The 26,400-nt window shown below is 70.4% G+C and carries 24 protein-coding genes; 2 read left to right on the forward strand and 22 right to left on the reverse strand.

What is annotated here, in order from left to right:
* Window positions 1–116: 116 nt before the first annotated feature.
* The 4 genes from nusB to msrB form a co-directional block, all read right to left on the reverse strand.
* Complete coding sequence (gene nusB, locus WFH00_RS04850) at window positions 117–533, reverse strand: transcription antitermination factor NusB (protein WP_336659505.1); 417 nt, start codon at window positions 531–533, stop codon at window positions 117–119.
* A gap of 6 nt (window positions 534–539) precedes the next feature.
* On the reverse strand, window positions 540–1,103 hold the full coding sequence (efp, locus tag WFH00_RS04855) for an elongation factor P (RefSeq protein ID WP_336659506.1): 564 nt from the start codon (window positions 1,101–1,103) through the stop codon (window positions 540–542).
* 89 nt (window positions 1,104–1,192) lie between these two features.
* On the reverse strand, window positions 1,193–2,632 hold the full coding sequence (locus WFH00_RS04860; RefSeq protein WP_336659507.1) for an LLM class flavin-dependent oxidoreductase: 1,440 nt from the start codon (window positions 2,630–2,632) through the stop codon (window positions 1,193–1,195).
* 180 nt (window positions 2,633–2,812) lie between these two features.
* Window positions 2,813–3,214, reverse strand: coding sequence for a peptide-methionine (R)-S-oxide reductase MsrB (gene msrB, locus WFH00_RS04865; protein ID WP_336659509.1), 402 nt, complete (start codon window positions 3,212–3,214; stop codon window positions 2,813–2,815).
* Window positions 3,215–3,331: 117 nt separating this feature from the next.
* Here msrB and WFH00_RS04870 point away from each other — a divergent pair, with 117 nt between their 5' ends.
* Window positions 3,332–3,865 (forward strand): 2-phosphosulfolactate phosphatase, encoded by a 534-nt coding sequence (locus tag WFH00_RS04870; RefSeq protein WP_336659511.1) that lies wholly within the window; start codon window positions 3,332–3,334, stop codon window positions 3,863–3,865.
* Window positions 3,866–3,943: 78 nt separating this feature from the next.
* Here the strand turns inward: WFH00_RS04870 and WFH00_RS04875 are convergent, their stop codons facing one another.
* The 8 genes from WFH00_RS04875 to WFH00_RS04910 form a co-directional block, all read right to left on the reverse strand.
* Window positions 3,944–4,552 carry a CoA-binding protein gene (locus WFH00_RS04875; protein WP_336659513.1) on the reverse strand — a complete coding sequence of 203 codons (609 nt, stop codon included), beginning with the start codon at window positions 4,550–4,552 and terminating at the stop codon, window positions 3,944–3,946.
* Entirely contained in the window at window positions 4,549–5,883 is a 1,335-nt protein-coding gene (locus WFH00_RS04880) for an O-acetylhomoserine aminocarboxypropyltransferase/cysteine synthase family protein (RefSeq protein WP_336659515.1), read from the reverse strand. The genes WFH00_RS04875 and WFH00_RS04880 overlap by 4 nt, the downstream gene beginning before the upstream one ends.
* Window positions 5,880–7,949: an acetate--CoA ligase gene (acs, locus tag WFH00_RS04885; protein ID WP_442918799.1), complete on the reverse strand. Its 2,070-nt coding sequence runs from the start codon at window positions 7,947–7,949 to the stop codon at window positions 5,880–5,882. Before acs ends, WFH00_RS04880 begins: the two co-directional genes overlap by 4 nt.
* 8 nt (window positions 7,950–7,957) lie before the next feature.
* Entirely contained in the window at window positions 7,958–8,779 is an 822-nt protein-coding gene (locus tag WFH00_RS04890; protein WP_442918784.1) for an ABC transporter permease, read from the reverse strand.
* The gene (locus WFH00_RS04895) at window positions 8,776–9,810 is read right to left on the reverse strand and encodes an aliphatic sulfonate ABC transporter substrate-binding protein (protein ID WP_336659516.1); all 1,035 of its coding nucleotides are present in this window, start codon (window positions 9,808–9,810) and stop codon (window positions 8,776–8,778) included. The genes WFH00_RS04890 and WFH00_RS04895 overlap by 4 nt, the downstream gene beginning before the upstream one ends.
* Window positions 9,807–10,793 carry an ABC transporter ATP-binding protein gene (locus WFH00_RS04900; protein ID WP_336659517.1) on the reverse strand — a complete coding sequence of 329 codons (987 nt, stop codon included), beginning with the start codon at window positions 10,791–10,793 and terminating at the stop codon, window positions 9,807–9,809. Before WFH00_RS04900 ends, WFH00_RS04895 begins: the two co-directional genes overlap by 4 nt.
* Before the next feature lie 97 nt (window positions 10,794–10,890).
* Window positions 10,891–11,748, reverse strand: a complete 858-nt coding sequence (locus WFH00_RS04905) for a hypothetical protein (RefSeq protein ID WP_336659518.1) — start codon at window positions 11,746–11,748, stop codon at window positions 10,891–10,893.
* Between the two features lie 86 nt (window positions 11,749–11,834).
* A complete protein-coding gene (locus tag WFH00_RS04910) occupies window positions 11,835–13,814 on the reverse strand; it encodes a vWA domain-containing protein (RefSeq protein WP_336659520.1) in 1,980 nt (659 codons plus the stop codon).
* A gap of 129 nt (window positions 13,815–13,943) precedes the next feature.
* Between WFH00_RS04910 and WFH00_RS04915 the strand changes: the two genes are divergently transcribed.
* Window positions 13,944–15,416 carry an AAA family ATPase gene (locus WFH00_RS04915; protein ID WP_336659522.1) on the forward strand — a complete coding sequence of 491 codons (1,473 nt, stop codon included), beginning with the start codon at window positions 13,944–13,946 and terminating at the stop codon, window positions 15,414–15,416.
* Here the strand turns inward: WFH00_RS04915 and aroB are convergent.
* The 10 genes from aroB to WFH00_RS04965 all read right to left on the reverse strand — a co-directional run bounded on the left by aroB (window position 15,413) and on the right by WFH00_RS04965 (window position 26,321).
* On the reverse strand, window positions 15,413–16,522 hold the full coding sequence (gene aroB / locus WFH00_RS04920) for a 3-dehydroquinate synthase (RefSeq protein WP_336659523.1): 1,110 nt from the start codon (window positions 16,520–16,522) through the stop codon (window positions 15,413–15,415). The two genes, WFH00_RS04915 and aroB, sit on opposite strands and share 4 nt — an antisense overlap.
* Window positions 16,523–16,524: 2 nt before the next feature.
* Entirely contained in the window at window positions 16,525–17,280 is a 756-nt protein-coding gene (locus tag WFH00_RS04925) for a shikimate kinase (protein WP_336659525.1), read from the reverse strand.
* A 13-nt stretch (window positions 17,281–17,293) separates the two neighbouring features.
* Window positions 17,294–18,490: a chorismate synthase gene (aroC, locus tag WFH00_RS04930; protein WP_336659526.1), complete on the reverse strand. Its 1,197-nt coding sequence runs from the start codon at window positions 18,488–18,490 to the stop codon at window positions 17,294–17,296.
* 82 nt (window positions 18,491–18,572) lie between these two features.
* Window positions 18,573–19,409, reverse strand: a complete 837-nt coding sequence (locus WFH00_RS04935; RefSeq protein WP_336659527.1) for a shikimate dehydrogenase family protein — start codon at window positions 19,407–19,409, stop codon at window positions 18,573–18,575.
* Complete coding sequence (mltG, locus tag WFH00_RS04940; protein ID WP_336659528.1) at window positions 19,410–20,516, reverse strand: endolytic transglycosylase MltG; 1,107 nt, start codon at window positions 20,514–20,516, stop codon at window positions 19,410–19,412.
* Window positions 20,513–21,007 carry a Holliday junction resolvase RuvX gene (gene ruvX / locus WFH00_RS04945; protein ID WP_336659529.1) on the reverse strand — a complete coding sequence of 165 codons (495 nt, stop codon included), beginning with the start codon at window positions 21,005–21,007 and terminating at the stop codon, window positions 20,513–20,515. The genes mltG and ruvX overlap by 4 nt, the downstream gene beginning before the upstream one ends.
* Before the next feature lie 2 nt (window positions 21,008–21,009).
* Window positions 21,010–23,661 carry an alanine--tRNA ligase gene (alaS, locus tag WFH00_RS04950; protein WP_336659530.1) on the reverse strand — a complete coding sequence of 884 codons (2,652 nt, stop codon included), beginning with the start codon at window positions 23,659–23,661 and terminating at the stop codon, window positions 21,010–21,012.
* Window positions 23,662–23,737: 76 nt separating this feature from the next.
* Entirely contained in the window at window positions 23,738–23,968 is a 231-nt protein-coding gene (locus WFH00_RS04955; RefSeq protein WP_336659531.1) for a hypothetical protein, read from the reverse strand.
* A gap of 153 nt (window positions 23,969–24,121) precedes the next feature.
* Window positions 24,122–24,751 carry a 30S ribosomal protein S4 gene (gene rpsD / locus WFH00_RS04960; RefSeq protein ID WP_336659532.1) on the reverse strand — a complete coding sequence of 210 codons (630 nt, stop codon included), beginning with the start codon at window positions 24,749–24,751 and terminating at the stop codon, window positions 24,122–24,124.
* A gap of 292 nt (window positions 24,752–25,043) precedes the next feature.
* Window positions 25,044–26,321, reverse strand: coding sequence for a replication-associated recombination protein A (locus tag WFH00_RS04965; RefSeq protein WP_336659745.1), 1,278 nt, complete (start codon window positions 26,319–26,321; stop codon window positions 25,044–25,046).
* Window positions 26,322–26,400 lie beyond the last annotated feature (79 nt).

The raw sequence follows: 26,400 nt of genomic DNA on the forward strand, positions 1-26,400 counted from the left end.
CAGTCTAACGTATTCGAGACGCGCGCCTCAGCATTAAGACCGACTCCCGTTCCTGAGATCGACCCCGAAAACTGCGGATTTCGAGTCGAAGTCGCCGTTCGGGGTCGATCTCGGTGCTAGGCCGCGGCGTGATCCGCGATCTTGCCGAGCACCCCGTTCACGAAGCGACCCGAATCATCGGTCGAGTACTCCTTCGCCAGTTCCACCGCCTCGTCGATCGCGACCGCCGCGGGGACCTCCTCGTTGAAGAGGATCTCCCAGGCCGCGAGCCTGAGCAGCGCGCGGTCCACGTGCGGCATACGGTCGAGCGTCCACCCCTGCGCGTAGCTGACGATGAGCTCATCGATCCGATCACGGTGATCGGTGACACCGTCGACGATCTCGCGCGCGTACAGCCAGGAGGCCGCGCGGTCGGGCTCGCTCGCGGCGCGCTTGGCCTCGGCGTTGACGATCGCCGCCATCGACTCACCGCGGAGATCGGCCTGGTACAGCATGTCGAGCGCGCGCTTGCGCGCCTTGGTGCGTGCTGACACTGGCGACTAGTCGTTGACGCGGCCGAGGTAGTCACCCGTGCGGGTGTCGACCTTGACCTTCGTGCCGGTCTCGAGGAACAGCGGCACCTGAATCTCGGCACCGGTCTCGACCGTCGCGGGCTTGGTGCCGCCGGTCGAGCGATCGCCCTGCAGACCGGGCTCGGTGTAAGTAACCTCGAGCACGACCGACGCAGGGAGCTCGATGTAGAGCGGTTCGCCCTCGTGCAGCGCGATCTGCACCTGGAGGTTCTCGAGCATGAAGCGCGACGCGTCGCCCACGACGGCGTTCGATACGGTGAGCTGGTCGTAGTCGGACTGATCCATGAAGACGAAGTCCTGACCGTCCTGGTACAGGTACTGGTAGTCGCGGCGGTCGACGTTCGCGGTCTCGATCTTCGCACCAGCGTTGTACGTCTTGTCGATGATCTTGCCCGAGACGACGTTCTTCTGCTTAGTGCGCACGAACGCGCCGCCCTTGCCCGGCTTCACGTGCTGGAACTCCACCACGCTCCAGAGCTGACCGTTCTCTTTGATAACGGTGCCGTTCTTGATGTCGTTCGAGGTGGCCATGCAGTGGTTCTCCGGGTTCTATCGGGTTCAAGCGCCGCAGCAGCGCCGGACCAGTTTACACGGCGCCCCGAGCGCGCCTGAGCGGACGATCAGCCGCCGGCCGCCCCCGCGACCTCGCGTACCGAATCATCGACAGTCGAGAGCGGGGCGCCGACGCGGTACTGTGCGCCGTGGTGGTCGTCGGGCAGCCGATCCCCCGCCCCGAAGAGCTTGTTGCGCAGCGTGCCGGGAGCGTACTCGGTCGGGTAGACACCGCGGCGCTGCAGCTCCGGCACCACGTGCTCGACGACGTCCTCGAACGTGCCCGGGGTCACCGCGTAGGCGAGGTTGAAACCGTCGATACCGGTCTCGGCCACGATGCGCTCGAGTTCGTCGGCGACCGTCGTCGGCGAACCGACCACCGTAGTGCCGAGGCCGGCGATGCCGTTCCACTCCACCATGTCGCGCACCGTCCAAGCGCGACCCTCGGGATTCGCCTCCTGGAACGCGGCCACGCTTGACTGAATCGCGTTGCTCTCGACATTGCCGATCGGCTCGTCGAGTTCGTATTGCGAGAGATCGATGCCCATCCAGCCGGACAGGAAGGTCAGCGCGCCCTCGGGGCTCACATATGAGAGGTAGTCCTCGTGCTTCGCGCGGGCGAGCTCATCGGTTTCGTCGACGATGATTGTGAGGAGCAGGTAGATCTTCGCGGATTCGGGCGCGCGCCCGGCCTCGACGAGCGCCGTGCGGATCGCGTCGACGCTCTTCCGAGCGACCGCGGTCGTGGGCGAGGCGATGAAGACCGCCTCGGCGTGCTTCGAGGCGAAGTTGATGCCGCGCGGCGACGCTCCGGCCTGGAACACGAGCGGCGTGCGCTGCGGGGAGGGTTCGGAGAGGTGGATCCCGGGCACAGTGAAGTGCTTCCCCTGGTGGCCGATGTGGTGGACCTTCTCGGGATCCGCAAACACCCCCGCCTCGCGATCGCGGATGACCGCGTCGTCCTCCCACGACCCCTCGAGCAACTTGTAAACGACCTCGAGGTACTCGTCCGCGTGGTCGTAGCGCTGGTCGTGGGCGAGCTGATCCTCTTGGCCCAGGTTGCGGGCAGCCGAGGGGAGGTAGCCGGTGACTACGTTCCAGCCGACCCGCCCCTTCGTGAGGTGGTCGAGCGTCGAGAGGCGGCGTGCGAACGGCACCGGGTGCTCGAATGCGGTACCGGCCGTGATGCCGAATCCAACGTTCTCCGTGACCGCGGCCATTACCGCGGCGAGTTGCACCGGGTCGTTCACCGGCACCTGCGCACCATTGCGGATCGCCGCGACGTCGTTCCCGCCGTACACGTCGTATGTGCCGAGCACGTCCGCGATGAAGATGCTGTCGAACAGCCCTCGCTCGGCAATCCGCGCCAGGTTCGTCCAGTACTCGATGTCCTTATACCGCCACGCCTGATCCTCGGGGTGCCTCCACAGGCCGGAGCTCTGATGGGCGACGCAATTCATGTCGAACGCGTTGAGTCGGATCTGCTTGCGCGGGATGGCTGCTGACATCGGTCTGGCTCCTTCGGACGCGAGGATCGGCCACCGTGGCCGACCATCCGAACGTACCGAGGCGCTCGCGCGCTTGCTCGAGTGTGCCGCTCTGTTACCGCAGAAGTCGCTCTGTTGCAGCGGGACTTGCACGGGCTGACGTCTTCGGTGAGGATCGCGAAGCGCGCGCGAGGGCCCCGCCTACTGCTCGGGCGTGAAGTTCAGCGAGAGCGAGTTCATGCAGTAGCGCTGGCCGGTGGGCGTGCCGAAGCCGTCGGGGAAGACATGGCCGAGGTGGCCGCCGCACTTCGCGCAACGCACCTCTGTGCGCTCCATGCCGAGCGAGTGATCCTCGAGCAGCTCTACCGCGTCCGGGCGCACGGACTCGTAGAAGCTCGGCCACCCGCAGTGCGAATCGAACTTCGTGCCGCTCTTGAAGAGTTCGTTGCCGCAGCCGGCGCAGGTGTAGAAGCCTGCGCGATCCTCATCGAGCAGCTCGCCGGTCCAGGCTCGTTCCGTAGCGGATTGCCGCAGCACCGCATACTGCTCGTCGCCGAGCTCGTCACGCCACTCTTCTTCGGTCTTCGAAACTTCGTATGCCATGGGCCGATTCTACGTCGGCGACCCGTACGGGCGGTCAGGTAACCCGGAATCGGGCGCAGTGTGACGCCCCGTGACGCGCGCGCCTCGGCGGCCGCCGCAGAATCCTAAACTGGCGAGGTGACTGACTTTCGCGCGCAGACGACGTACCAGGTTCGCCTCGACTGGGGAGTCGCGGGGCTCGAGCGCCTCGCCACAGCCGGGATCGTCGTGATCGTGGACGCGCTCGAGAGCGAAGCCACCGGCAGCGAAGCGCTGATCGCGCGCGCCCTCGCTCTCCCCGATCAGCCCGCGGTGTTCACGGCCTCGCTCCGCAATGCGACGGCGACGGCCCGCGCGATCGTCGACGAACAGGTGGAGCGGGGTGGCCGCACGGCGATCAACCTCGTGCTCGTGGGCGACGACGGTGACTTCGCAGTCGAAGACTACCTCGCCGCGGGCGCGGTCGGCGACGCGCTCTCCGCGCTCGGCCTCGATCACTCGGCCCCAGACGTCGCGGTCGCAACCGAGGGCTTCCGTCCGCTCACGCGCGCGCTGAAGCACCTGCTCTCGGCGGGCGCCACGGGCCTCGCGCTCTCCGCGGTCGGCCGCCGCGACGAGGTGCGCGCGGCCGCCGCAATCGACGCCGACTCCGAGGCGACCCGCCTGCGCTGACTGGCCAAGGGTCCGGCGCTGACGTTCGAGGGCCCGGCCCGCGGCGTGCGCGGACCGGGCCCTCGGCGCGTGGAGCGCCTAGCGCGACACCACCTGGCGCTTCGACGAGATCACGCCCGTATCGAAGCCCGCGAGGTGCAGACCGCCGTGGAAGCGCGCGTGCTCGATCTTCACGCAGCGATCCATCACCACGTCGAGCCCGGCATCCTCCGCGATCGCGGCAGCCTCCTCGTTCCACGATCCGAGCTGCAGCCACAGGGCCTTCGCGCCGACCTCGACGGCCTCGCGCGCGACGCCCGGCAGATCCTCATCCTTGCGGAACACGTCGACGATGTCGGGCACGACCGGGAGGTCAGCGAGCGACGCGTAGACCGGTTGTCCGAGGATCGTGTCGGCCCGCGGGTTCACGAAGTAGACGTCGTAGGGCGAACTCGACAACAGGTAGGTCGCGACGAAGTAGCTCGCGCGCGCCGGATTGTTCGACGCGCCCACGATCGCGATGGACTTCGCGCGGCGCAAGATACCGAGGCGCGCGGCGGCCCCGGGGGCCTGCCAGCTGCGTTCGGCAGCACTGGCCGCTGCACTTGCACCGCCCGAGGCACCGGGCGCGGGAAGCGCGCACGCGGCCCCCTGCGACGCGGCTCCAGACGCGCCGGCCGCTGCCGAATTCGAACTCTGCTCACTCATCGCGCTACTCCCGTTGCTGCGGTCAGGGCCTGATCGAGGTCCCAGACGATGTCCTCCGGATCTTCGAGGCCCACTGAGATCCTGATGAGGTCGGCAGGGACTCCACCGGCCTCGAGCTGTTCCGGCGTGAGCTGCTGATGCGTCGTCGAACCCGGGTGGATCACCAGCGTGCGGGCGTCCCCAATATTCGCGAGGTGGCTCGCGAGCTGCAGGGAGTCGATGAACGTCGCCCCCGTTTCCCGCGCGGCCTGCAGGCGCTCGCCCTCCGAGGCGAAATCCCCCGACGGCCGCACGCCGAACGCGAAGACCGATCCGGGCCCGAGCGGCAGATACTTCTGCGCGCGCTCCCGGTGCGGGTGCCCTTCGAGCCCCGCCCACGTCACGAACGAGACGCGCGGATCGCTCGCGAGCCACTCCGCCACGACGCGGGCGTTGGCGACGTGCGCGTCGATCCGCTGCGGAAGCGTCTCGACCCCCTGCAGCAGATTGAAGGCCGACTGCGGGCTGAGCGACGGGCCGATGTCGCGCAGCTGCTCGCTGCGGAGCTTCGTGAGGAAGCCGTACTCGCCGAAGTTGTCCCACCAGCGGATCCCACCGTACGAGTCCACGGGCTCCGTCATCGACGGGAACTTGCCGTTGCCCCAGTTGAAGGTTCCCGCCTCGACGACGATGCCGCCGAGGGTCGTGCCGTGGCCGCCGAGGAACTTCGTGACCGAGTGGATCACGATGTCGGCGCCGTGCTCGATCGGGCGCACGAGGTAGGGAGTCGCGAGCGTCGCATCGACGACGAGCGGAATGCCCGCCTCGTGCGCGACGGCCGCGAGACCCTCGAGATCCGCGATCTCACCGCCGGGATTACCGATGACCTCGACGTACAGCACCTTCGTGTTCGCGCGGATCGCCTTGCGGAATTCCTCGGGATCGGAGCTCGCGACGAACGAGGTGTCGACGCCGAAGCGGCGGAGCGTCACGTCGAGCTGGGTGATTGTGCCGCCGTACAGCTGCGCGGAGGCGACGATGTGGTCGCCCTGCCCGACGAGCGCGGCGAACGTGATGAACTCCGCGGACATGCCGCTCGCGGTCGCGACCGCGCCGATGCCGCCCTCGAGTGAGGCGATCCGCTCCTCGAGCGCGGCGACCGTCGGGTTGCCGATGCGCGAGTAGATGTTGCCGTACTTCTGCAGCGCGAAGAGGTTCGCGGCGTCGTTCGAGTCGTCGAAGACGAACGAGGTCGTCTGGTAGATCGGAACGGCACGCGCGCCCGTCGAGGCGTCGGGGGTGCCGCCCGCGTGCAGGGCTCGGGTGCGGAACCCGAATCGATGCTCACTCATGTGGTCTCCTTCGTTGGAACAAGCTGATGCTGGGCCAGGCGCACGGCTTCGCGCACGTCGTCTACGGCCCAGGGGTTCTGCAGGCTGGTGAGGTCGCCGAGTTCATCTCCCTGCCAGATCTGCGCGAGCAGGCGCCTAAGAATCTTCCCCGAGCGCGTCTTCGGCAGTTCGGCGACGCGAACGATGATCTTCGGTTTCGCGACGGGCCCGATGTCGCGCGCCACCTTCGCACGGAGGTGTGCAGGATCGGCGGAACCCGCGGCCCCGTCGACGACGAAGGCCGCGACCGCTTGGCCGGTGACCGCGTCGGCAACACCGGTGACGCCCGCCTCGCCGACGGCGGGGTGCGCGACGAGCGACGACTCGATCTCGATGGTCGAGAGACGGTGCCCCGACACATTCACGACATCGTCGAGGCGGCCGAGGATCCACACGTAGCCGTCCGCGTCGACCGTCGCGCCGTCGCCCGCCATGTAGTAGGCGCCGTGCTCGCCGTGACCGGCGAAGCGCGCCCAGTACGAGTCGCGGTAGCGCTCGGCGTCGCCCCAGACGGTTCGCGCCATGCCCGGCCAGGGGCTCCGTACGACGAGCGTGCCGGAGCGGCCGGGCGCGACCGGCTCGCCCGCGTCGTCGACGACGGCGACGTCGATGCCGGGCAGCCCGACGGTCGCCGAGCCGGGCTTCAGCGCCGTGACACCGGGAAGCGGCGCGATCATCGCAGCCCCCGTCTCCGACTGCCACCACGTGTCGACCACCGGCACTTCGTCACGGCCGAAGTTGCGCCGGAACCACACCCACGCCTCGGGATTGATCGCCTCGCCGACCGTGCCGAGCAGGCGGATCGACGAGAGGTCGTGCGCATTCGCGGTGCCCGCTCCGGGAAGCGCGTCGCCGAACCAGGTCATGAAGGTGCGGATCAGCGTCGGGGCGGTGTAGTAGACCGTCACCCCGTAGCGCTCGATGATCTCGAGGTGCCGCTCGCGGTGCGGTGCGTCGGGCGTCCCCTCATAGATCACCTGCGTGAGCCCGTTCGAAAGCGGGCCGTAGATCTCGTAGGTGTGCGCGGTGACCCACGCGAGGTCCGCGGTACACCAGTGCACGTCGCTCGGCTTCGCGTCGAAGTGCGCCCAGTGCGCCCAGCTCGCGTGTGTGAGGTAGCCGCCGGAGCTGTGCACGAGGCCCTTCGGCTTTCCGGTGGTGCCCGAGGTGTAGATGATGAAGAGCGGGTGCTCCGCGTCGAACGCCTCGGCTTCGTGAACGTCGGGCTGGGTCTCGATCGCCTCGTGCCACCAGTGGTCGCGGCCGTCGCTCCAGGGAACCTCCTGGCCGGTGCGCCGCACCACGAGCACGTGTTCGAGATCCGGCAGATCCCGAGCCGCTTCGTCAGCGGCCGACTTCACCTCGACCGCTTTCCCGCGGCGGTACTGCCCGTCGCTCGTGACGAGCAGCTTCGCGCCGGTGTCGCTCAGCCGAAAGCGCAGCGCTTCCGCCGAGAAGCCGCCGAAGACGAGCGAGTGCACTGCGCCGACGCGCGCACACGCGAGGGCGATGACGACGGTCTCGACGAGCACGGGCAGGTACACGACGACGCGGTCGCCGGGCGCGATTCCGAGCTCGATGAGCCCGTTCGCGGCCCGCGCCACGCGTCGCTGCAGCTCGGCGTACGTGACCGACTCGCGATCGCCGGGTTCCCCCTCGAAGTGCAGCGCGACCTTCGAGCCGCGGCCCGCCTCGACGTGCCGGTCGACGCAGTTGTGCGCGACGTTCAGCTTGCCGCCGACGAACCACTCGGCGCGCGGCACGGTGAGTCCTTCGGGCCCCGAGACCGGCGGCTCCCACGAGCGGGCCGTGTGCCACAGCTCGGCCCAGTCGAGCCGCTCGGCCGCGCGCTCCCAGAACGCGATCGGGTCTGCGGCCGCGCGCTCGTACTCCGAGGCGTCGACGTTCGCGGTGGCGGCGAACCCCGCGGGCGCGGGGAACACGCGCGCCTCGCTGAGGCGAGCCTCGGCGTCGGCCGCGGCGCCCGGGCCGGCCTGCGCTTCCGTTCTCGGTTCTGTTTCCTCCACCAGGGCCGTCACATCCACCTCCGGAACACCGCCTTCTCGAGCAGCACGAGGATCGCGTTCGAGATCGTGCCGAGCAGCGCCAGCAGCACGATCGCGAGCAGGATCCGGTCGACGCGGCCCGTCTGCTGTGAATCGTTGAGCATCCAGCCGAGGCCCATCGACGCCGCGATCAGCTCCGCGGCCACGAGGAACAGCCACGCCTGGGCGAGTGCGAGGCGCAACCCCGAGACGACCGACGGCACGACCGCGGGCAGCTGCACCGTGCGGAAGAGCGACCACCCGCGCAGCCCGAAGGTGCGGCCCGCCTCGACGAGCTGGGGATCCACATGCCGCAAGGAATCGGCGACGGTCGTGTAGACCGGGAAGAAGGCGCCGATCGCGATGAGGATGATCTTCGACTCTTCACCAACCTGGAACCAAAGGATCAGGAGCGGCACCCACGCGAGCGACGGCACGGCGCGCAACGCCACGAGGAGCGGCGCGAGCAGGATGTTTCCGGCGCGCGACAGGCCCACGACGGCCGCGAACGCGAGCGCGATGACCGATCCGCACAGGAAGCCGATGATGACGCGCTGCACCGAGATCGCGATGTGCAGCCAGAGTTCGCCGCGCTCGGCGAGCTCGATGCCGGCTTCCACGACCGCCCACGGACCGGGCAGGCGATAGGGCGGCACGGCGCCCGAGGCCGTAACGTACTGCCACACGGCGATGATGAGGATCGGGACGACGAGACCGCCCGCGATCCGCACCCACGAGCGCGACCAGGGCGAGGGACGCAGCGCCTCGCCCTGCTCCCCCGCCCGATTCGTCGCGCTGACGTCTGCGGTCACTCGGTCGCCTTGCGCGCAAAGGTGTCGTCGACGATGCTGTCGATCGCCGCGTCGAGGGCCTCCTGGCCTCCCGAGACGTCGCCGGAGTCGGCGATGATCGGCGCGATCTTCTGGAGCACCTGCACCTGCGCGTCGCCGGGAACGCCCGAGACGTCGAGGTTCGAGCGCTCCGAAATCACGGTCTCAGCGACCGCGGGGTCGATCGAGGCGGCGTCAGCGAGCAGCGCCGCCGTCTCCTCGGGGTGCTCGAGCGCCCACGCGCGCGCGTCCTCGTAGGCGTCGACCACGACCTGAGCGACATCCGCGTGGTCGGTGATGAACTCCTCTGTAGCGTTCAAGAAGCCGTAGGTGTTGAAGTCGACGTTGCGGTAGATGAGCTTCGCGCCCGACTCCGACTCGGCCGCCGCCATGATCGGGTCGAGACCGCTCCACGCCTGCACCGAGCCGCCGTCGAGCAGCGCCCGGCCGTCAGCGTGCTGCACGTTCTGCACCTCGACGTCGTCGAGCGTCAGGCCGGCTTCTTCGAGCGACTGCAGCAGGAAGAAGTAGGGGTCGGTGCCCTTGGTCGCGGCGACCGACTTGCCCTTCAGCTGCGCGACATCCGTGATCTCGCTGTCCTTGCCGACGACGATCGCCGACCACTCCGGCTGCGAGTAGATGTCGATGACCTTGATGGGCGAGCCGTTCGCGCGGGCAAAGAGCGCGGCAGAGCCCGCGGTCGAGCCCACATCGACCGAGCCCGAGCGCAGCAGCTCGTTGGCCTTGTTGCTGCCGGCCGACTGCTCCCACTTCACGGTCACGTCGTCGCCGAGCGCCTCCTCGATGAGGCCCTGATCCTTCACGACGAGGCTGAGCGGGTTGTAGGTCGCCCAGTCGATTGAGAGCTCGCTCGTCGACCACTTGCCGCCCTCGCTGTCGGCGTTCGCGGCGGCCTCGCCGCTGCCCTCGCCCTGCACGCAACCGGCGAGCAGCAGCGCCATCGCGCCGGCCAGCGCGGTCGCGGGGATGATTCGTCGGGTGATGGCGCTCATGTGTTCTCCTTGATCGTGAGCCGGTTCCGGACGCCCAGACCGTCGAGCAGGCTGGTGCGAAGATCGGTGAAGGTGCGGGCGCCGCGATCGCGGGGGCGCGCGCCGGGGACGCTGACGAGGCGCGCGACAGAGCCCTCGGGGCGGGGCGGATCGGCCGGCCCGTGTACTTCCGTCGCCGTGCCGTTCGCGCCACGTGTGCCGCCTGCCGCGCCCGTGCCGCGCGCCCCCGAGGAGGCCCCGAGCGCGTCGATGCCCGAGGACGAGCCGAGCGCGACGATGCGCGCCCGCGGCCGCTCGGGCGCTGCCTGCACCGCATGGAGGTTGCGCAGCATGAGCACGCGATCCGCCAGGTACAGCGCCTCCTCGACGTCGTGCGTCACGAGCACCACGGTGGTGGGCTGCGCGCGGTGGATCTCGAGCAGCAGGTCGTGCATCTTGAGGCGTGTCAGGGCGTCGAGCGCGCCGAACGGCTCGTCGAGCAGCAGCACGCGGGGGCTCCGTGCGAGAGCGCGGGCGAGCGAGGCGCGCTGGGCCATGCCGCCCGAGACCTCGCGCGGGCGCTGGTCCGCGGCGTGCGACAGGCCGACCAGGTCGAGCAGCTCGGCGACGCGATCCTGCGCCTCGCGGCCGCGCACCCCGCGCGGGAGCCCGAGCGCAACGTTCTGCGCGATGGTGCGCCAGGGAAGCAGGCGCGGCTCCTGGAAGGCGATCGCGGTCGAGTCGTCGTGGGCGCGGATCGTCGCGCCGTCGAGCGAGATGGCACCGGACGTCGGAGCGTCGAGGCCGCCGATCAGCCGCAGCAGCGTCGACTTGCCGCAGCCGGACGGGCCGACCACCGCGATGATCTCCCCGGGCACCACGTCCAGCGTGAGGTCGCGCAGCACCGTGCGCGGGCCCTCCTTCGCGGGGAACACGCGCCCGATATCGGCGACCTGCACGCGGCCGGCAGCGGCGTCGCGGCGCGCTTCGAGGGTTTCGGGCATGCGTATGAGATTGCCTCAAGTCGCGGCGCGCGCCGAATCGCGCTGTAACAGTGCGTCGCATTCGGGCTCGGGCTCCTGCTAAGTCCGCGACGGCAGCTCAGGCGATCGGCGGGCGGGCACCGAGGTGCGGGCCCTGGTTGCCGGTCTCGCGGCAGCTGATGCGGATCGCGCGCTCGCTCTCGTCGTAGACGTGCCGGGCGGCGAGCACCCCGTCCGCGAGCGGGTGCGCGAGCCAGGTGAACGTGCGGGCGTCGACGAGCGGCTCCCCCTCGGCCGCGCGCATGAGCTGCAACATGAGCATCTCGGGCAGCGTGAGGTGCGGCCCGTGCTCGAAACTCAGCCCGACCACCGCGGGGGCGGGTGCGGCGGGCACCAGCCGGAGCGTCCATCCGCGCACCGCACCGCTCCGCTCGCGCACGAAGTGCACAGCCGCCGGCGCCTGGTCGAGCAGGGAGAATTCCCGCTCCGCCTCGCTCGCGAGCACGAGGGGCGAGGCGTCACCCTGCGTGCCGAAGGCGGACGACTCGTCGGCCGCGCGCTCGAACGCCCGCCGCCAGCCGGCGGTGCCGAGCCCGTACGGCGCGGGCACCGGCACGAGCGTGTCGTCCGCGGCAAGCGCCGCGCCGAGCCGAGCGAGGTTCGCGCCCGCCAGGGCGAACGCCTCGGGCTGCGGCAGTTCGACTCCCGCCCACGCGGCCGCGCGCCGAGCCGCCTCGAAGGCGCGCTCGAAACGGGCGCGCTGCACCTCGTCGTCCACGTCGGCGAAACCGACCGCTCCGAGGGATTCGCCGATCACGCGCTCCACCTCGTCATCCAGCCACGCGTCGAACGCATCGCCGCCCGCCGACCCCTGCGCGTTCCCGTGGCGCGCGAGTGCAGCATCGAGTTCGCCCGCGAGATCGGGGAAGATCGCACGGACGAGGCGGATCCGCCCCGCGTCATCTGGCGCGCTCATGTGCCTCCCCTCCCCGGTGTGCTCACCATCACGCTAGCTCATGCCCGCGCGAGTTCGAGTGGGGAGCCGCCCCTCGGGCCAGCCTTTCAGGGGAGCTCGCGCTCGATCAGGTCGAGTATCGCCGCCGCGATCTCCCCCGGCTCGTCGATGCGGCGGCTCGTCGGGGCGTAGCGGTGGGTCACGTCGTCAGAACCGACCCCGATGCCGTGCACCTCGACGCCCGCGGCCCGGAGCGCCCGGAGCTCCCGCGCCGCCGCCGCGGGGTCGTTCGAGCCGCCGTCGCTCACGAGCAGCACGATGCGACGCCGCTCGGTCCCGTCACCGGCGGCCGGCGACGTGCTCTTGATGCCCCGGTTCCCGATCCCCCGGCTCCCGATCCCCCGGTGCCTGATTCCGAGTTCTGCCGCGGCCGCCCGGAGTGCGGCCCCATCGTTGGTGGATCCGCGCGGCGTGCGGATTCCCGTGTGCATGCCCCTGCGCACCGCGTCGTCGAGCCCGCGGCTCAGCGGTTTCACGACGTGCGCCTCTGCGTCGAAGAGCACGAGCGCGGTGCGGATGTCGAGCTCCAGCTCGATCCGCGACCGCCTCTCCGCATTCTCGATGTCGCGCTCGACGCCGGCGAGCGCCTCCATCATGATGAGCGCCGCATCCGCCGCCGCGTCGGCGAAGCGTCCCTGCATCGACGCCGAGCGATCCACGAGCAGCACGTAGTCGGTGCTTCCGGAGCGGTGTCTGCGGCGGGGGCGCGACTCGCGGGGAACGAAGGCGGCGGGGTGTGCGGCTCCGGCGCGGGCCTCGGCTACCACCCGCGCGAGCGCGTCCGGGCTCAGCGTCTCTCCGTCGGGCGCGGGCCGGCGCCCGGGCGCGCGCACCTCAGCCGCGCGCTCAGCAATGACCCGCGCCCACACGTCGCGCATCCGCTCGATCGCCTCGCTGAGCGCCTGGGCGCGCACGCGGTAGTCCGCGATCCCTCTGCCGCTCGAGGCGGCGCCTCCCCCGCCGGCCTCTCTCGGCGCGTCGCTCGCCCGCGCGGAGCTCTCCTGATCCGCGAGCTCGAGCGCCTCGAGCAGCGCCCCCTCCGCGGGGAGCGGCGTCGCGAGCACCGTGTCCACGAATCCCGCCTGCTCCGCGGCGAAGAGGTCGGCGCCCTCGGCGGCCTGGCGCCCCTCACCGGCACGAGCGCGCTCGTCGTCGCCCGGTGTCGCCGTCGGGTCGGCCGCAGCGTCGTCCTCGGCACCCGCGCCCGCGTCGTCCGCCTTTGCGCCCGGCGCCGAGGCGCCGAGGGCCTCCGCGGCGGCGTCGTTTTCGTTGGTCTGCCCGTCCCCTACCGCTCCCGCGTCAGTCAGGCCGTGCTCCTCAGCGTCGCGCGCGAGCAGCCGCTCGTACGACGGAATGAGGAGCGCGAGCGCCCGCTCGAACCGCGCGAGCGGGGTGCGGCGATGGTCGGGGGCGAGCACCCGCCTCAGCACCTCTTCTGGTGCAGACGCGATAAGTCGTTCGATCTCTGCCAGCGCCTCCCACTCAGCAACCACCTCCGGCGCGGCCTGATCGAGCGGCGCGCCCGCGCCCGTGCCGGCCGCGAGCAGGAGCGCGACCCACTGGAGGTGGCGCGGCTGCGCGCCGAGACCCGCGTCGCCGAGCCCGTCAGCGAGGCCGCGCGCCAGGGCGGTCGCGAGGCGAGCGCGCAGCCCCGGCATCGCGGCGAGCATCTCCGAGGCGGCCTGCAGCCGGACGACGGCGGCCACCAGCGGGTGCAGCTCAGGCCGCGCCGCGGCGATCGAGCGCGCGCGGCGCGAGCGCTCGGGGGCCACACGCTCCGCGCGGACGCTCTCCCAGAGCTGCAGCAGCGCAAGGGCCACCGCTTCCTCACGGCCGTGCCCGCGGCGGGCGTACCAGCCGAGACCGACCCGCAACCCCGAGCCGTCGAGGACCCATTCGTCGGCCTCAGTGACCTCGACCGGCACGCCGATAAGCGCACCCGCCGCGCGCAAGCGCTCCCGCTCCTCGACGCCGGAGCCCGCGGGGCCAGCTGCGCCAGCCGGGTCCGGCGCGCCTGCCTCACCCATGCCCACACTGTATCGAGTCGGGCGGGCGGCGCGCGCAGCGTCGGCGGCGCAAGCGGCGCGAGCAGCACCGGCAGCTGCGCGGGCAGCGCTCGAGGTTCGCGCCGCGCCCGCGATGGTAGCGTGACGGGCATGCTGGCCTTCGACGCTGACCCGGTGCTCCGTGAGGCACGATCCCTCGCCGCGGAGCGCCGCCGCGTGCGCCGCGCCCTCTCCACAGCCGCACGCCCCAGCGAGATCGCCGAGCACCGCACGGATCTCGCCGCGCTCGAATCCCGCCTCGACGCGATCCTGAGCGATGCCAGCCACCGCGCGATGATCGACGCGGCCCTCGACGAGCGTGCGCGCGTGCTCCGCATCGCCGTCGACGCGAAGCGGGAACGCGCCGCCCGCGAAGCGCGCCTCGCCGCCGCAGACGCGCTCGTCGCTCGGGCCGTCGCCGCGGGGCGAGCGCTCACCGCGGGCGAGGGCGTGCGGGTGCGCGAGCTCCGGGCGGGCGGGCGGGCCCACGAGGACGAGAGCGCCCAGGGCGCCAGCTCAGCCCGTACCAGCGCCGCCTGGCGCGAACGCATCGACTCCCCCGAACGCCGCGACGCCGTGCTCGACGTGCTGGGCGCAGCCCGCCTCGCCGAAGCGGCTCGCCAGCTCCGCGACGGACTCCTCGAGACCGACCAGATGCGCGGCATCATCTCCGAGGCGCTGCCCGCCGTGCTCCGCGGCGACCCGGTGCTCCTCGTCGGCGAGACCGGCGGCGCGAAAACCGCGCTCGCCGAGCACCTCTCGCGGCGCGCGGTGGGTTCCGAGCCCGAGTTCGTATCGGGCTACGGCGACATCACGGGAGCGCAGCTCATCGGCACGCATGAGCTGCGCTCCGAGAACGGTGCCACGGTGAGCGTGTTCATCGCCGGGCCCCTCCTCCGCGCGATGACCGACGGCCGACCCGTCATCCTCGACGAGCTCAACGCCATGCCCGCGGAATTTCTCAAGCGCCTCAACCGCATTCTCCAGCTCCGCCCCGGGGACGCGTTCGGGGTCCAGGAGAACGGCGGCCGGGAGGTGCGGATCGCCCCGGGCTTCGCGATCCTCGCCACTGCCAATGAGCAGACGCCCCACCGCTACCGCGGCCTCGACCGGCTGAGTGCCGAGCTCGTGAACCGCTTCGGCGCCAACGCCTACCGCGTGCACTACCCCGACACCGGGCGCTCCTACGACGAGCTGCCCGCTGAGAACGCGCTGCTCGCGACGGCCGCGGTGGTCGACTCGCGGGGCGAGCTGCCTCCCGGGCTCCCCGCGGACGAGCTGCTCCGCGTCGCGCGCGCCGCCTTTATCAGCCAGCAGGTCTTCGCGGGCGAGCACGGTGAGGGCTTCTCCGACTACGTGAGCACGGAGCGCGAGATCGACGGGAGGCCTGGGCTCGAGGAGGCCGTGCTCGCGCCGCGCACCCTCGTCGCGATCCTCCAGAAGGTCGCCGGGAGCGCGGGCGCCGTGCCGCTCGATCGCGCGCTCACCCGCTTCGTCGAGGGCGTGATGCACCGCGAGGACCGCCGCGTGCTCGCGATGATCCTCGAGGGGCAGGGGTTCCGGATCGGGAGCGCTTCCGCCTAGCTTGCGATCTCCTGGTACGCGAACTGCAGCATCGACTCGTCGACGCCCGCGAGCACCCGCGGCTTGCCGATCTCGTCGAGCACGATGAACCGCAGCATGCCCGCGCGCGCCTTCTTATCGCGCTGCATGGCCGCGAGCAGCCCGGGCCAGCGGCCGGCCGGGTACGAGAGCGGCAGGGTGAGCGAGGTGAGGATTTGCCGGTGCCGATCCACGGCCTCGTCCGAGAGCGCCCCCGCGAGTCGCCCCAGCTCGGCCGCGTACATCATGCCGATCGAGATCGCGACGCCGTGCCGCCACTGGTAGCGCTCGGCGTGTTCGATCGCGTGGCCGAGCGTGTGGCCGTAGTTGAGGATCTCGCGCAGGCCTCCCTCGCGGAAGTCCTCGGACACGACCCGCGCTTTCACACCGATCGAGAGTTCGACCACGCGCTGGAACTCGGGCGTCGACGGGTCGGTCGCCCGCTCCACGTCGCGCTCCAGAATGTCGAGGATCTCGGGCTCGGCGATGAACCCGCACTTCGCGACCTCCGCGAAGCCCGCAAGAATCTCGTTGCGGGGCAGGGAGCCCAGCAGGTCGAGGTCGCAGATCACCGCGGCGGGCGCGTAGAAGCTGCCCACGAGGTTCTTGCCCTCGGCCGTGTTGATACCGGTTTTCCCGCCCACCGAGGCGTCGACCATGCCGAGCACGGTCGTCGGAATCTGCACGAGGCGCACGCCCCGCAGCCAGGTCGCCGCGACGAAGCCCGCGAGATCGGTGACGGCACCGCCGCCGAGCCCGATCACCGCGTCGGTGCGCGTGAAGTCGGCCTGCCCGAGGATCTGCCAGCAGAACGCCGCGACCTCCACCCGCTTCGCCGACTCGGCGTCCGGCACCTCCGCGAGCAGCACCTGCGCATACCGCCCCTGCAGCGACTCGCGCAGGTCGTTCGCGATCTTGCCCACGGTCGGCGTGTGCACGATGAGCACCTGGTTCACGCGATCACCGAGCGCCTCGGGCACCCGGTCGAGCACGCCCCGGCCGACCGTCACGGTGTACGAGCTCTCCCCCGTGACGGCGATCTCCGTCACGCCCTGAGTCTCCTGGCCGTCCGCTGCTGCGTTCGTCATTCCTACTCCTTCTCGCCGCGAGGGGCGGCGGATCGCTGTCGTCGCGCGTACGCCCGCGCCCACTGGGCGACGCGTCGCACGAGCTGCTCCTGCGTGGCGCGGTCCGTGCGGAACGTGACATCGGCCACGGCTTCGTAAAGCGGGCGGCGCTCCTTCAGGATCCGCCCCCACGCTTCGGGGTCGTCGCGCAGGAGCGGCCTGCGCGAGAGGTTCGCGGTGCGCAAGACCGCCGCCTGCGTCGTCATGAGCAGCACGACCGGATGCGCCGCGAGGAGCTCGCGGGTGCGCTCCGTGAGCACCGCTCCGCCGCCGAGCGCGACGATGCGGCAGCCCTCCGCGGCGAGCTCCTCAGCGATGACCTCCGCCTCGACGCGGCGGAACTCCGGCTCCCCGTGCTTTGCGAAGAAGTCAGTGATCGCCCCGTGCTGCCGCACGATGACGGCATCGGTGTCGACGAACGGCACGCCGAGCTCCCGGGCCACGCGCTTTCCGAGGCTGGTCTTGCCCGCGGCCATCGGCCCGACGAACACGATCGCGCGATCGGGCAGCGCCGCGGTCGAACGACGTCGCCGCCGCCTGCGGGCTCGGGATCGCGGCGACGCCGCCGGGGCGCCGCTCTCGGCGGACCCGCGTTTCGCGCGCGCAGCGGCCTCGGCTTCCTCAGGCGTGACGACGTGCAGCGGCTGCGTCGGTGGCGTGGGCTTCGGCCGCTCCGCGGGCGGACCCGCGTCGCGGGCAACCCGTCGCTTGGCGTTCACCGCGCGCGCCCGCTCACGACTCGATGACGGTCGACAGCCGCTCCGGGATCGCCGCGACGTAGGCTTCGAGGTTCCGTCGGGTCTCCGCCACGCTGTCGCCGCCGAACTTCTCGGTGACGGCATCCGCGAGCACGAGCGCGGTCATCGCCTCGGCGACGACGCCCGCGGCCGGAACCGCCGAGACGTCGCTGCGCTGGTGGTGCGCCTTCGACTCCTCGCCGGTCGCCACGTCGATTGTGGGGAGCGCGTGCGGCACGGTCGCGATCGGCTTCATACCGGCGCGCACGCGCAGCACCTGCCCCGTCGTCATGCCGCCCTCGATGCCGCCGGCGCGCGAGGTCTCGCGCGCGATCCGCCCGCCGTCGATGTGGAGCTCGTCGTGCGCGGCAGAACCGCGGCGTCGCGTCGTCTCGAAGCCATCGCCCACCTCGACCGCCTTGATGGCCTGGATGCCCATGAGCGCTCCGGCCAGGCGGGAGTCGAGGCGACGATCCCAGTGCACGTAGGAGCCGAGCCCGGGCGGGAGCCCGTAAGCGAGCACCTCGACGATGCCGCCGAGCGTGTCGCCCGACTTCTTCGTGTCGTCGACCTCCGCGACCATGCGCGCGCTCGTGTCGGCATCGAAGCAGCGCAGCGGATCGGCGTCGAGCGCGGCCACGTCTTCGGGACGCGGCAGCGGTGACCCCTCGGGCACCACGATGTCGCCCATCGAAAGCGTGTGGCTCACGAGGCGGATCCCGAGCTCCGCGAGGAACGCGCGCGCGACGGCGCCGAGGGCGACGCGGGCCGCCGTCTCCCGGGCGCTCGCGCGCTCGAGCACCGGGCGGGCCTCATCGAAGCCGTACTTCTGCATCCCGGTGAGGTCGGCGTGGCCGGGGCGCGGCCGGGTGAGGGGCGCGCCGCGACCGCGGGACTTCTCGGAGAGTTCCGTCGGCTCGGCCGACATGACCTCGGTCCACTTGGGCCACTCGGTGTTGCCGATCCGGATCGCGACCGGGCCGCCGATCGAGACGCCCTGCACGACGCCGCCCGACACGAGGAGCTCGTCCTGCTCGAACTTCATGCGCGAGCCGCGGCCATAGCCGAGCTTGCGACGGGCGAGATCCTCGCGGATCCCATCGAGCGAAACGGGGACGCCCGCGGGCAGCCCCTCAAGGACGGCGATCAGTTCAGGGCCGTGAGATTCTCCGGCGGTCAGCCAACGCAGCATACTTGCTATCCTCCCACACCGAGCGGAGCCGTTTGCGCGGACGGGGGCGGAGGCGCCCATCAGGTTCCGAGCACGCCGCCGGTCACACCGCCGCGCGCATTGCGGCGAGCACGGCCTCCTCGCGATCGAGCGGCAGCTCGGGATCGCCGCTCGTGAAGATCCGCACCTGTACCAGGGCCTGCTCGACCAGCATCTCCGTGCCCGGAGTCGCGACGCCTCCTGCGGCGCGCCAGCGCTCGGCGAGCGGTGACGGCCAGGGGTCGTAGGCGACGTCGAAGAGCGGAACCTGCATGAGCTCGCCCGACAGCGCGATCGTTGCGGCGGCGGGCCCGGGCAGCGTCGAGATGACGAGGGTCGGGCGGGAAGCGGAGCGCAGCGACGCCGAGGCACGCTCAAGCGGCGTCCCGCTCATGTGCAACCCGCGCCCCTCGCCGCCGAACCGCGCCACGAGATCACTCACCGCCTGGACGTTGCGGGCGACGACCTCGACGTGCCGCGCACCGAGGCTCCGCGCCGCCATGATCGCGGAGACCGCCGTCGCCCCCGAGCCGATCACCCAGGTGCTCGTCACGTCGAGCTCCGCCTTCCGGATCGCCGCGGCGAGCCCGGCGACGTCGGTGTTGTAGCCGGCCCAGGCGCCCTCGGGCAGCTTACGGAGCGTATTCACGACACCGCTCTCGACGGCGACCGGGTCGAGCTCACGCGCGATCCGGCGCCCCTCGCTTTTCAGCGGCATCGTGAGCGAGAACCCGAGCCACTCGTCGCCGCGAGAGCCGAGGAAGCCCTCGAGCTCGGGCTCCGTGCGCTCGATGGCCTCATAGGACCAGTCGAGCCCGAGCACCGCATAGGCCGCGGCGTGAATACGCGGTGACCGTGAGTGGTGGATCGGCGAACCGAGCACCGCGAGTCGACGGGGCACTCAGCAGCCCTTGCCCGGGTTCGCGAGGCACCACTCGTTGAGCTGCGCCGTCGCCGCGTCGTGCTCCTCCTGCGTCGACGAGAACACCGACTCGCCCGTGTCGAGGTTCACCGCGACGAAGTAGATCCAGTCCCCCGCGGGCGGGTCGAGCACCGCGGCGATCGCATCACGACCCGGGTTCGCGATCGGGCCCGCGGGCAGGCCCTCGTTCACGTACGTGTTCCAGGGGTTGTCGTCGGCCAGCGCCTCGTCGGTCGACCACACGTTGCCGTCCTCGTGCTGCCCGAAGCCGTACTGCGCCGTCGAGTCCATCTGCAGCAGCATGCCGCTCGCGAGGCGGTTCTCGATGACGCGCGCGACCTTCGGGAAGTCCTCGATGCGGCCGCCCTCGCGCTGCACGATCGACGCCTTCGTGAGCACCTCCTCGCGCGACTCGGGGGGCGCGCCGAGCTCGTCGAGCACCTGCACCTGCGTGTCAACCAGCCGCTGGATCGCCTGAGCACCCGTCGTGTCGCTCTCGAACTCGTAGGTCGCGGGGAACAGCCAGCCTTCAAGGCTCTCGACTCCCTCGGGCAGGCCGAACGCTGCCGGATCTTTCGCCGCCTGCTTCAATTCCTTGAGCGGGATATCCGCTCCCGCGGAGACGATTTCGAGCGTCTGTTCAACGGTCTTGCCCTCGGGAATCATCGCGGTGAACGCCATGCGATTCTCAGGATCCTGCAGGGCATCGAGCGCCGCCTGCGAGCTCATCTGAAGCTTCATTTGATAGGAACCGGGTTGGAACGCGACCTCCTCGTCCTGATCGAGCAGCAGCTCGTAGAACGCTTCGGAGGTCTTGACGACGCCGGCCTCTGCGAGCGACGCCGCGATGTCCTCGCCGATCTCGCCCTCGGTGATGACCACGACGGTCTTCCCCTTGCCCTTGCCCTCGTAGTCGTTCGACGTCCAGCCGAAGGTCTCGGAGATGGCCGGGCCGAACTGCGACCAGACGTAAGAGCCCGCCGCGGCGAGTCCGCCGAGGAGCACCACGGCGACGATCAGCGAGATCAGTACGCGCCGACCGACGTGGCTTCGCTCGCTTCGAGCGCCTCGACTCCGTGCATTCATTCCGCGCCCTCCTCGGTCGCTTCCTCGAGATCCACCGGCTGCCCCGGTGCTCGGCCGCTCGCTCGCTCGATATCGAGGGCGTGCTGCAGGATCACTACGGCCGCTGCCTGGTCGATCACCGAGCGGCTCTGCTTCGTCTTCTTCCCGGCCTGGCGCAACTGCCCCTGCGCCGAGACCGTTGATAGGCGTTCGTCGACGAGACGCACCGCGACACCATCGGCCGCGAGGTGAGCGGCCAGCCGCTCCGCGAATGCTACCGCGTCCTCCGTCGACGGAGTCCGCTCGCCGCGCAGATTCAGTGGCAGACCCACCACGGCCTCCATTGCTTCGAGCTCGCGCGCGATCTCGGCGATCCTCGCGGTGTCCGCACTTCCGCTCGCCGCTCGCGGCACCGTCTCGACCGGAGTCGCGATCATGCCGTGCAGGTCGCACCGCGCTACACCGATGCGAGCCTTGCCCACATCGATCCCGAGCCGAACGCCGGTTCGCACGCTCAGCTCAGCGTCCGTCGGATCTCGGCGAGCGCCGCATCGATCTGAGAAGCGTCGGTTCCGCCGCCCTGCGCGAGGTCGTCCTTACCGCCGCCGCCGCCGCCCAGCACCTGCGCTCCGACGCGCACGAGCGCGCCCGCGCGGGCGCCCGCCTCGCGGCCCGCGGGGTTCGTCGCCGCAATGACGACCGGCTTGCCGCCCGCCACGCCCGCGAGCACCACGACGCCGGGCGTGGCGCCCAGCTGCTCGCGGATCGAGAGCGCCAGCCCGCGCAGGTCGTCGGCCGAACCGACGTCTCCGAGCGATGCGAGCACCGCGCGTACGCCGCCGAGCTGTTCAGCGCCGGCGATGAGCTCGGGCACGCGCTGACCGAGCTTCTCAGCCTCGAGCGCCGCGATCTTCTTCTCCGCCGCACGCAGCTGCGCGCCGAGATCCTGCACCTTCGTCACGAGCTCGGCGCGCGGCACCTTGAGCCCGCCCGTGAGCTGCTGCACGATCGCGCGCTCGGCAGCGAAGTTGCGGAACGCCTCGATGCCGACGAGCGACTCGACACGACGGTTCGTGGAGCCGACCGAACTCTCGGAGACGAGGCTGATCATGCCGATCTCGGAGGAGCTTGACACGTGCGTGCCCGCGCAGAGCTCGCGAGACCAGGGGCCGCCGATGTCGACGACACGCACACGCTCGCCGTACTTCTCGCCGAAGAGCGCCATGGCGCCGAGCGCCTTCGCCTCGTCGAGCGGCATCTCGCGCGTCACGACCTCGTAGTCGGAGCGGATCGCGAGGTTCGAGATCTCCTCGATCTCGCTCTTCGTCTCCGTCGAGAGCGCATCGGAGTGCGTGAAGTCGAGGCGGAGGTACCCCGCCTTATTGTAGGAGCCCGCCTGATGCGCGTTCGGTCCGAGCACCTCGCGCAGCGCCGCGTGCACGATGTGGGTGCCCGAGTGCGCCTGAGTTGCCCCGCGGCGGTAGTCGGCGTCGACGCGGGTCTCCGCGCGCGCGTCGAGACCGACCGTGCCGATCACGACTTTGACCGTGTGCACGATGAGGCCCTGCACGGGCTTCTGCACGTCGAGCACCTCGGCCTCGAAGCCGTCGCCCACGATCACGCCCTGGTCCGAATCCTGGCCGCCCGACTCAGCGAAGAGCGAGGTTTCCGAGAGCACGAGCTCGGCGATATCGCCCTCGTGCGCCTCGGTGACCGGAGCGCCATCGACGACGATGCCGAGCACGCGACTCTCGTGCACCAGCTCGTCATAGCCGGTGAAGAGCGTCTCGCCGAGGCCGCGCAGCTCCTTGTACACGGAGAGGTCGGCGCGCTGGCCCTTCTTCGCCTTCGCGTCGGCCTTCGCCCGGTCGCGCTGCTCCTGCATGAGCGTCGCGAACACCTCGGCGTCGACGGGCACGCCCGCCTCCTCCGCGATCTCGAGCGTCAGCTCGACCGGGAAGCCGTGGGTGTCGTGCAGCAGGAACGCGGTGTCGCCCGGCACGGCCGCACCGGCCGACTTCGCCTCTTCGACCGCGGAATCGAGAATCTGGATACCGGAGGCGAGGGTCCGGAGGAACGTCTTCTCCTCGGCGTAGGCGACGCGGGAAATGAAGTCGAAATTGTTCGCGACCGCCGGGTACGCCGCCGCCATCGCGTCGCGCGACACCGGGAAGAGCTCCGCGAAGCTCGGACCCTCGACGCCGAGCAGGCGCATCGACAACGTGACGCGGCGGAGGAGACGACGGAGGATATAGCCCCGACCCTCGTTCGACGGCGTGACCCCGTCGGCGATGAGCATCAGGCCGCTCCGCACATGGTCCGCGATGACGCGCAGTCGCACGTCGTCCGCGTGATCCGCACCGTAGGTCTTGCCCGCCAGGTCAGCCGCGCGATCGAGCACCGGGCGCACCTGGTCGATCTCGTACATGTTCTGCACGCCCTGCTTGATGAACGCGACGCGCTCGAGGCCCAGGCCGGTGTCGATGTTCTTCTTCGGCAGCTCGCCGACGATGTCGAAGTCGATCTTCGAGCGCACGTTCGTGACCTCGTACTGCATGAACACGAGGTTCCAGATCTCGACGTAGCGGTCGTCGTCGGTCGCCGGGCCGCCGTCGATGCCGTACTCGGGGCCGAGATCGTAGAAGATCTCGGAGCAGGGGCCCGCGGGGCCGGGCTGGCCGGTCGACCAGTAATTCGTGTCCTTGCCGAGCTTCTGGATGCGATCGTCGGGCAGCGTCGAGTGCTGCTGCCACAGGGCGAGCGCCTCCGCATCCTCCTCGTACACCGTGACCCAGAGGTCCTTCGCGTCGAAGCCGAGGCCGCCGTCCGCCTCGCTCGTCGTCAGCAGTTCCCACGCGAAGCGGATTGCATCTTCCTTGAAGTAGTCGCCGAACGAGAAATTGCCGGCCATCTGGAAGAACGTGCCGTGGCGGGGAGTCTTGCCGACCTCCTCGATATCGTTCGTGCGGATGCACTTCTGCACGCTCGTCGCGCGCTCATAGGGTGCGGGCACCATGCCGGAGAGGTACGGCACGAACGGCACCATGCCGGCCACCGTGAACATCAGGCTCGGGTCGTCGCTGATGAGCGACGCCGACGGGACCACGGTGTGGCCCTTCTTCTCGAAGAAGTCGAGCCAGCGACGGTGGATTTCGGCAGTCTGCATCCGTGGTCTTTCTGTGAAGAGTGGTGGCGAAAGTCTGTGGTTGGGGGTGCGACGGGGGCGGTGAGGCGGTGGCGGATCAGCCGCGCGCACGCAGGGCGGCGCCGAGTGCCTCGGCGTCCTCTGCCGCCTCATCCTCGGGGTCGTCGTCGACCTCGGCCTCGTAGCCAGCGGCGAACGCGCGTCCGAACTCATCGACCCCGCGGTTCAGCCGCTCGAAGAAGCGGCGCCCCTCCGGGGATTGGTTGACGAAGTGCGCACCGACAAATCCAAGTACGACTCCGGTCAGCAGCCAGAACAGCTTGCCCATGTGTCTTCCCTCCAATGGCGGCGATGCGCGGGGCGCGCCGAGGGCGCCGCAGCACTCATCAAGCTTAGCGGGTGGGCCTTCGCGCCTCCCGGTGATACGCCAAACGGGGCACCAGAACGAATCCGGCGCCCCGTCTGAACGGAAACGTGCTGCTTAGCGGCCCGAGTAGTACTCGACGACGAGCTGAACTTCACAGGTCACGGGAACCTCGGCGCGCTTCGGACGACGCACCAGGCGAGCCTGGAGCTTGTCGAGCTCGACCTCCAGGTAGCCCGGGACGTTCGGGAGCACCTCGGCGTGACCGCCGGCGGCTGCAACCTGGAACGGCTCGAGGCCCTCCGAGCGCTCCTTGACGTGGATGAGCTGCCCCGGCTTCACGCGGAAGGAGGGACGGTCGACGATCTTGCCGTCGACGAGGATGTGGCGGTGCACGACGAGCTGACGAGCCTGCGCCGTGGTGCGCGCGAGACCCGAGCGGAGCACGAGCGCGTCAAGACGCATTTCGAGGATCTCGACGAGGTTCTCACCGGTCAGGCCGTCCTGGCGACGCGCCTCCTTGAACGCGATCTGCAGCTGCTTCTCGCGGATGCCGTACTGGGCGCGAAGACGCTGCTTCTCGCGCAGACGAACGGCGTAGTCGCTGTCGCTCTTGCGCTTGGTGCGGCCGTGCTGGCCGGGGCCGTAGGGGCGCTTCTCGAGGTAGCGTGCAGCCTTCGGCGTCAGCGCGATCCCGAGCGAACGGGAGAGGCGGGTCTGGGAACGGGTACGCGACGTAGTCGACACGTGGGTCCTTTCGGGTTACTTGCTGTGCAGCGCCAGAGTGGCGCGCAATGTTCTCTCGGCCATGCTGAGCCCGCATCAACGAGTGATGCACGCGACTCAGCGAACCGTGTTTCGGTGAGGGAACGACCAGTGCAGCAACCCGGCTACAGGGCGACTGCCAGTCACCGCTCGCGTGCAGCCGGCAGCGAGGGCGATGTTGGCCAACGAAAAGCTTAGCAGCTTTGCGGGTCGGGCGTTGACCCTGATCGCGACACGGGCGATTGCCGGCGCGTATGGGCTCTGCTCAGCGCGGTCAGCCCCTCGTGATCCGGCGGATCTTCTCCAGGCGATCCGCCACCTCGCGCTCGTTGCCGTGCTGCGTCGGCTCGTAATACACCCGGTCCCGCAGCTCATCGGGGAGATACTGCTGTGTGGAAACGCCGCGCGGGTCGCTGTGCGGGTAGCGGTACCCCTTGCCGTGGCCCATCTTCTTCGCCCCCGGATAGTGCGCGTCGCGGAGGTGCTTCGGCACGAGACCGAACCGGCCCGCCTTCACGTCGCTGATCGCCGCATCGATCGCGCTGATCACGGCGTTCGACTTCGGGGCGGTCGCTATATATATGGTCGCCTCCGCGAGCGGGATCCGCGCCTCGGGCAGCCCGATGAGCTGCGTCGCCTCCGCCGCTGCCACCGCGATCTGCAGCGCCTGCGGATCCGCCATCCCCACGTCTTCGGCCGCGTGCACCATGAGCCGCCGGGCGATGAACCGCGGATCCTCCCCCGCTTCGATCATGCGCGCCAGGTAGTGGATCGCCGCGTCGGGATCCGAGCCGCGCATCGACTTGATGAACGCACTGATGACGTCGTAGTGCTGATCGCCGTTGCGGTCGTAACGCAGGAGCGCGCGATCGACCGAGATCGCGACGGTCTCGGCCGTGACGATCGCGGGCTCGTTGTCTTCCGCGCTCGCGATGGCCGAGGATCCCGCGGCCTCGAGCGCGGTCAGCGCCCGACGGGCGTCACCCGACGCGAGCTGCACGAGCGCGTCGAGCGCCTCGCCCTCTACCGACACGGCTCCCCCGAGGCCGCGAGGGTCGGTGACGGCCCGCTCGAGGAGCTCGCGGAGGTCCGGATCCGCGAGGGGCTCGAGGGTCAGCAGCAGGGAGCGGGAGAGGAGCGGGCTGATCACCGAGAACGATGGGTTCTCCGTCGTCGCAGCGACGAGCGTGACCCAGCCGTTCTCGACACCCGGAAGCAGCGCGTCCTGCTGCGCCTTCGTGAAGCGATGGATCTCGTCGAGGAAGAGCACCGTTGCGATGTCGTAGAGATCGCGGTCGTTGAGTGCGCGCTCCATCACCGTGCGCACGTCTTTAATGCCGGCGGTCACGGCGGAGAGCTCGACGAAGCGCCGACCGCTCGAGTGGGCGATTGCCTGCGCGAGCGTCGTCTTTCCCGTGCCCGGTGGCCCCCAGAGAATCACCGACACGGCTCCCCCGCCACCGTCACCCGCCGCCGCGAGCGTGCGGAGCGGCGAGCCGGGCTTCAGCAGGCGCTGCTGACCGACCACCTCATCGAGCGAGCGCGGCCGCATGCGCACCGCAAGCGGTGCTGTCTGCGCAGGAGCGGGTCTCGATTCCACGGCACCATGCTATCGACCACCACCGACATTG

Source organism: Leucobacter sp. USHLN153, from assembly GCF_037145615.1.
Classification (GTDB): Bacteria; Actinomycetota; Actinomycetes; order Actinomycetales; family Microbacteriaceae; genus Leucobacter.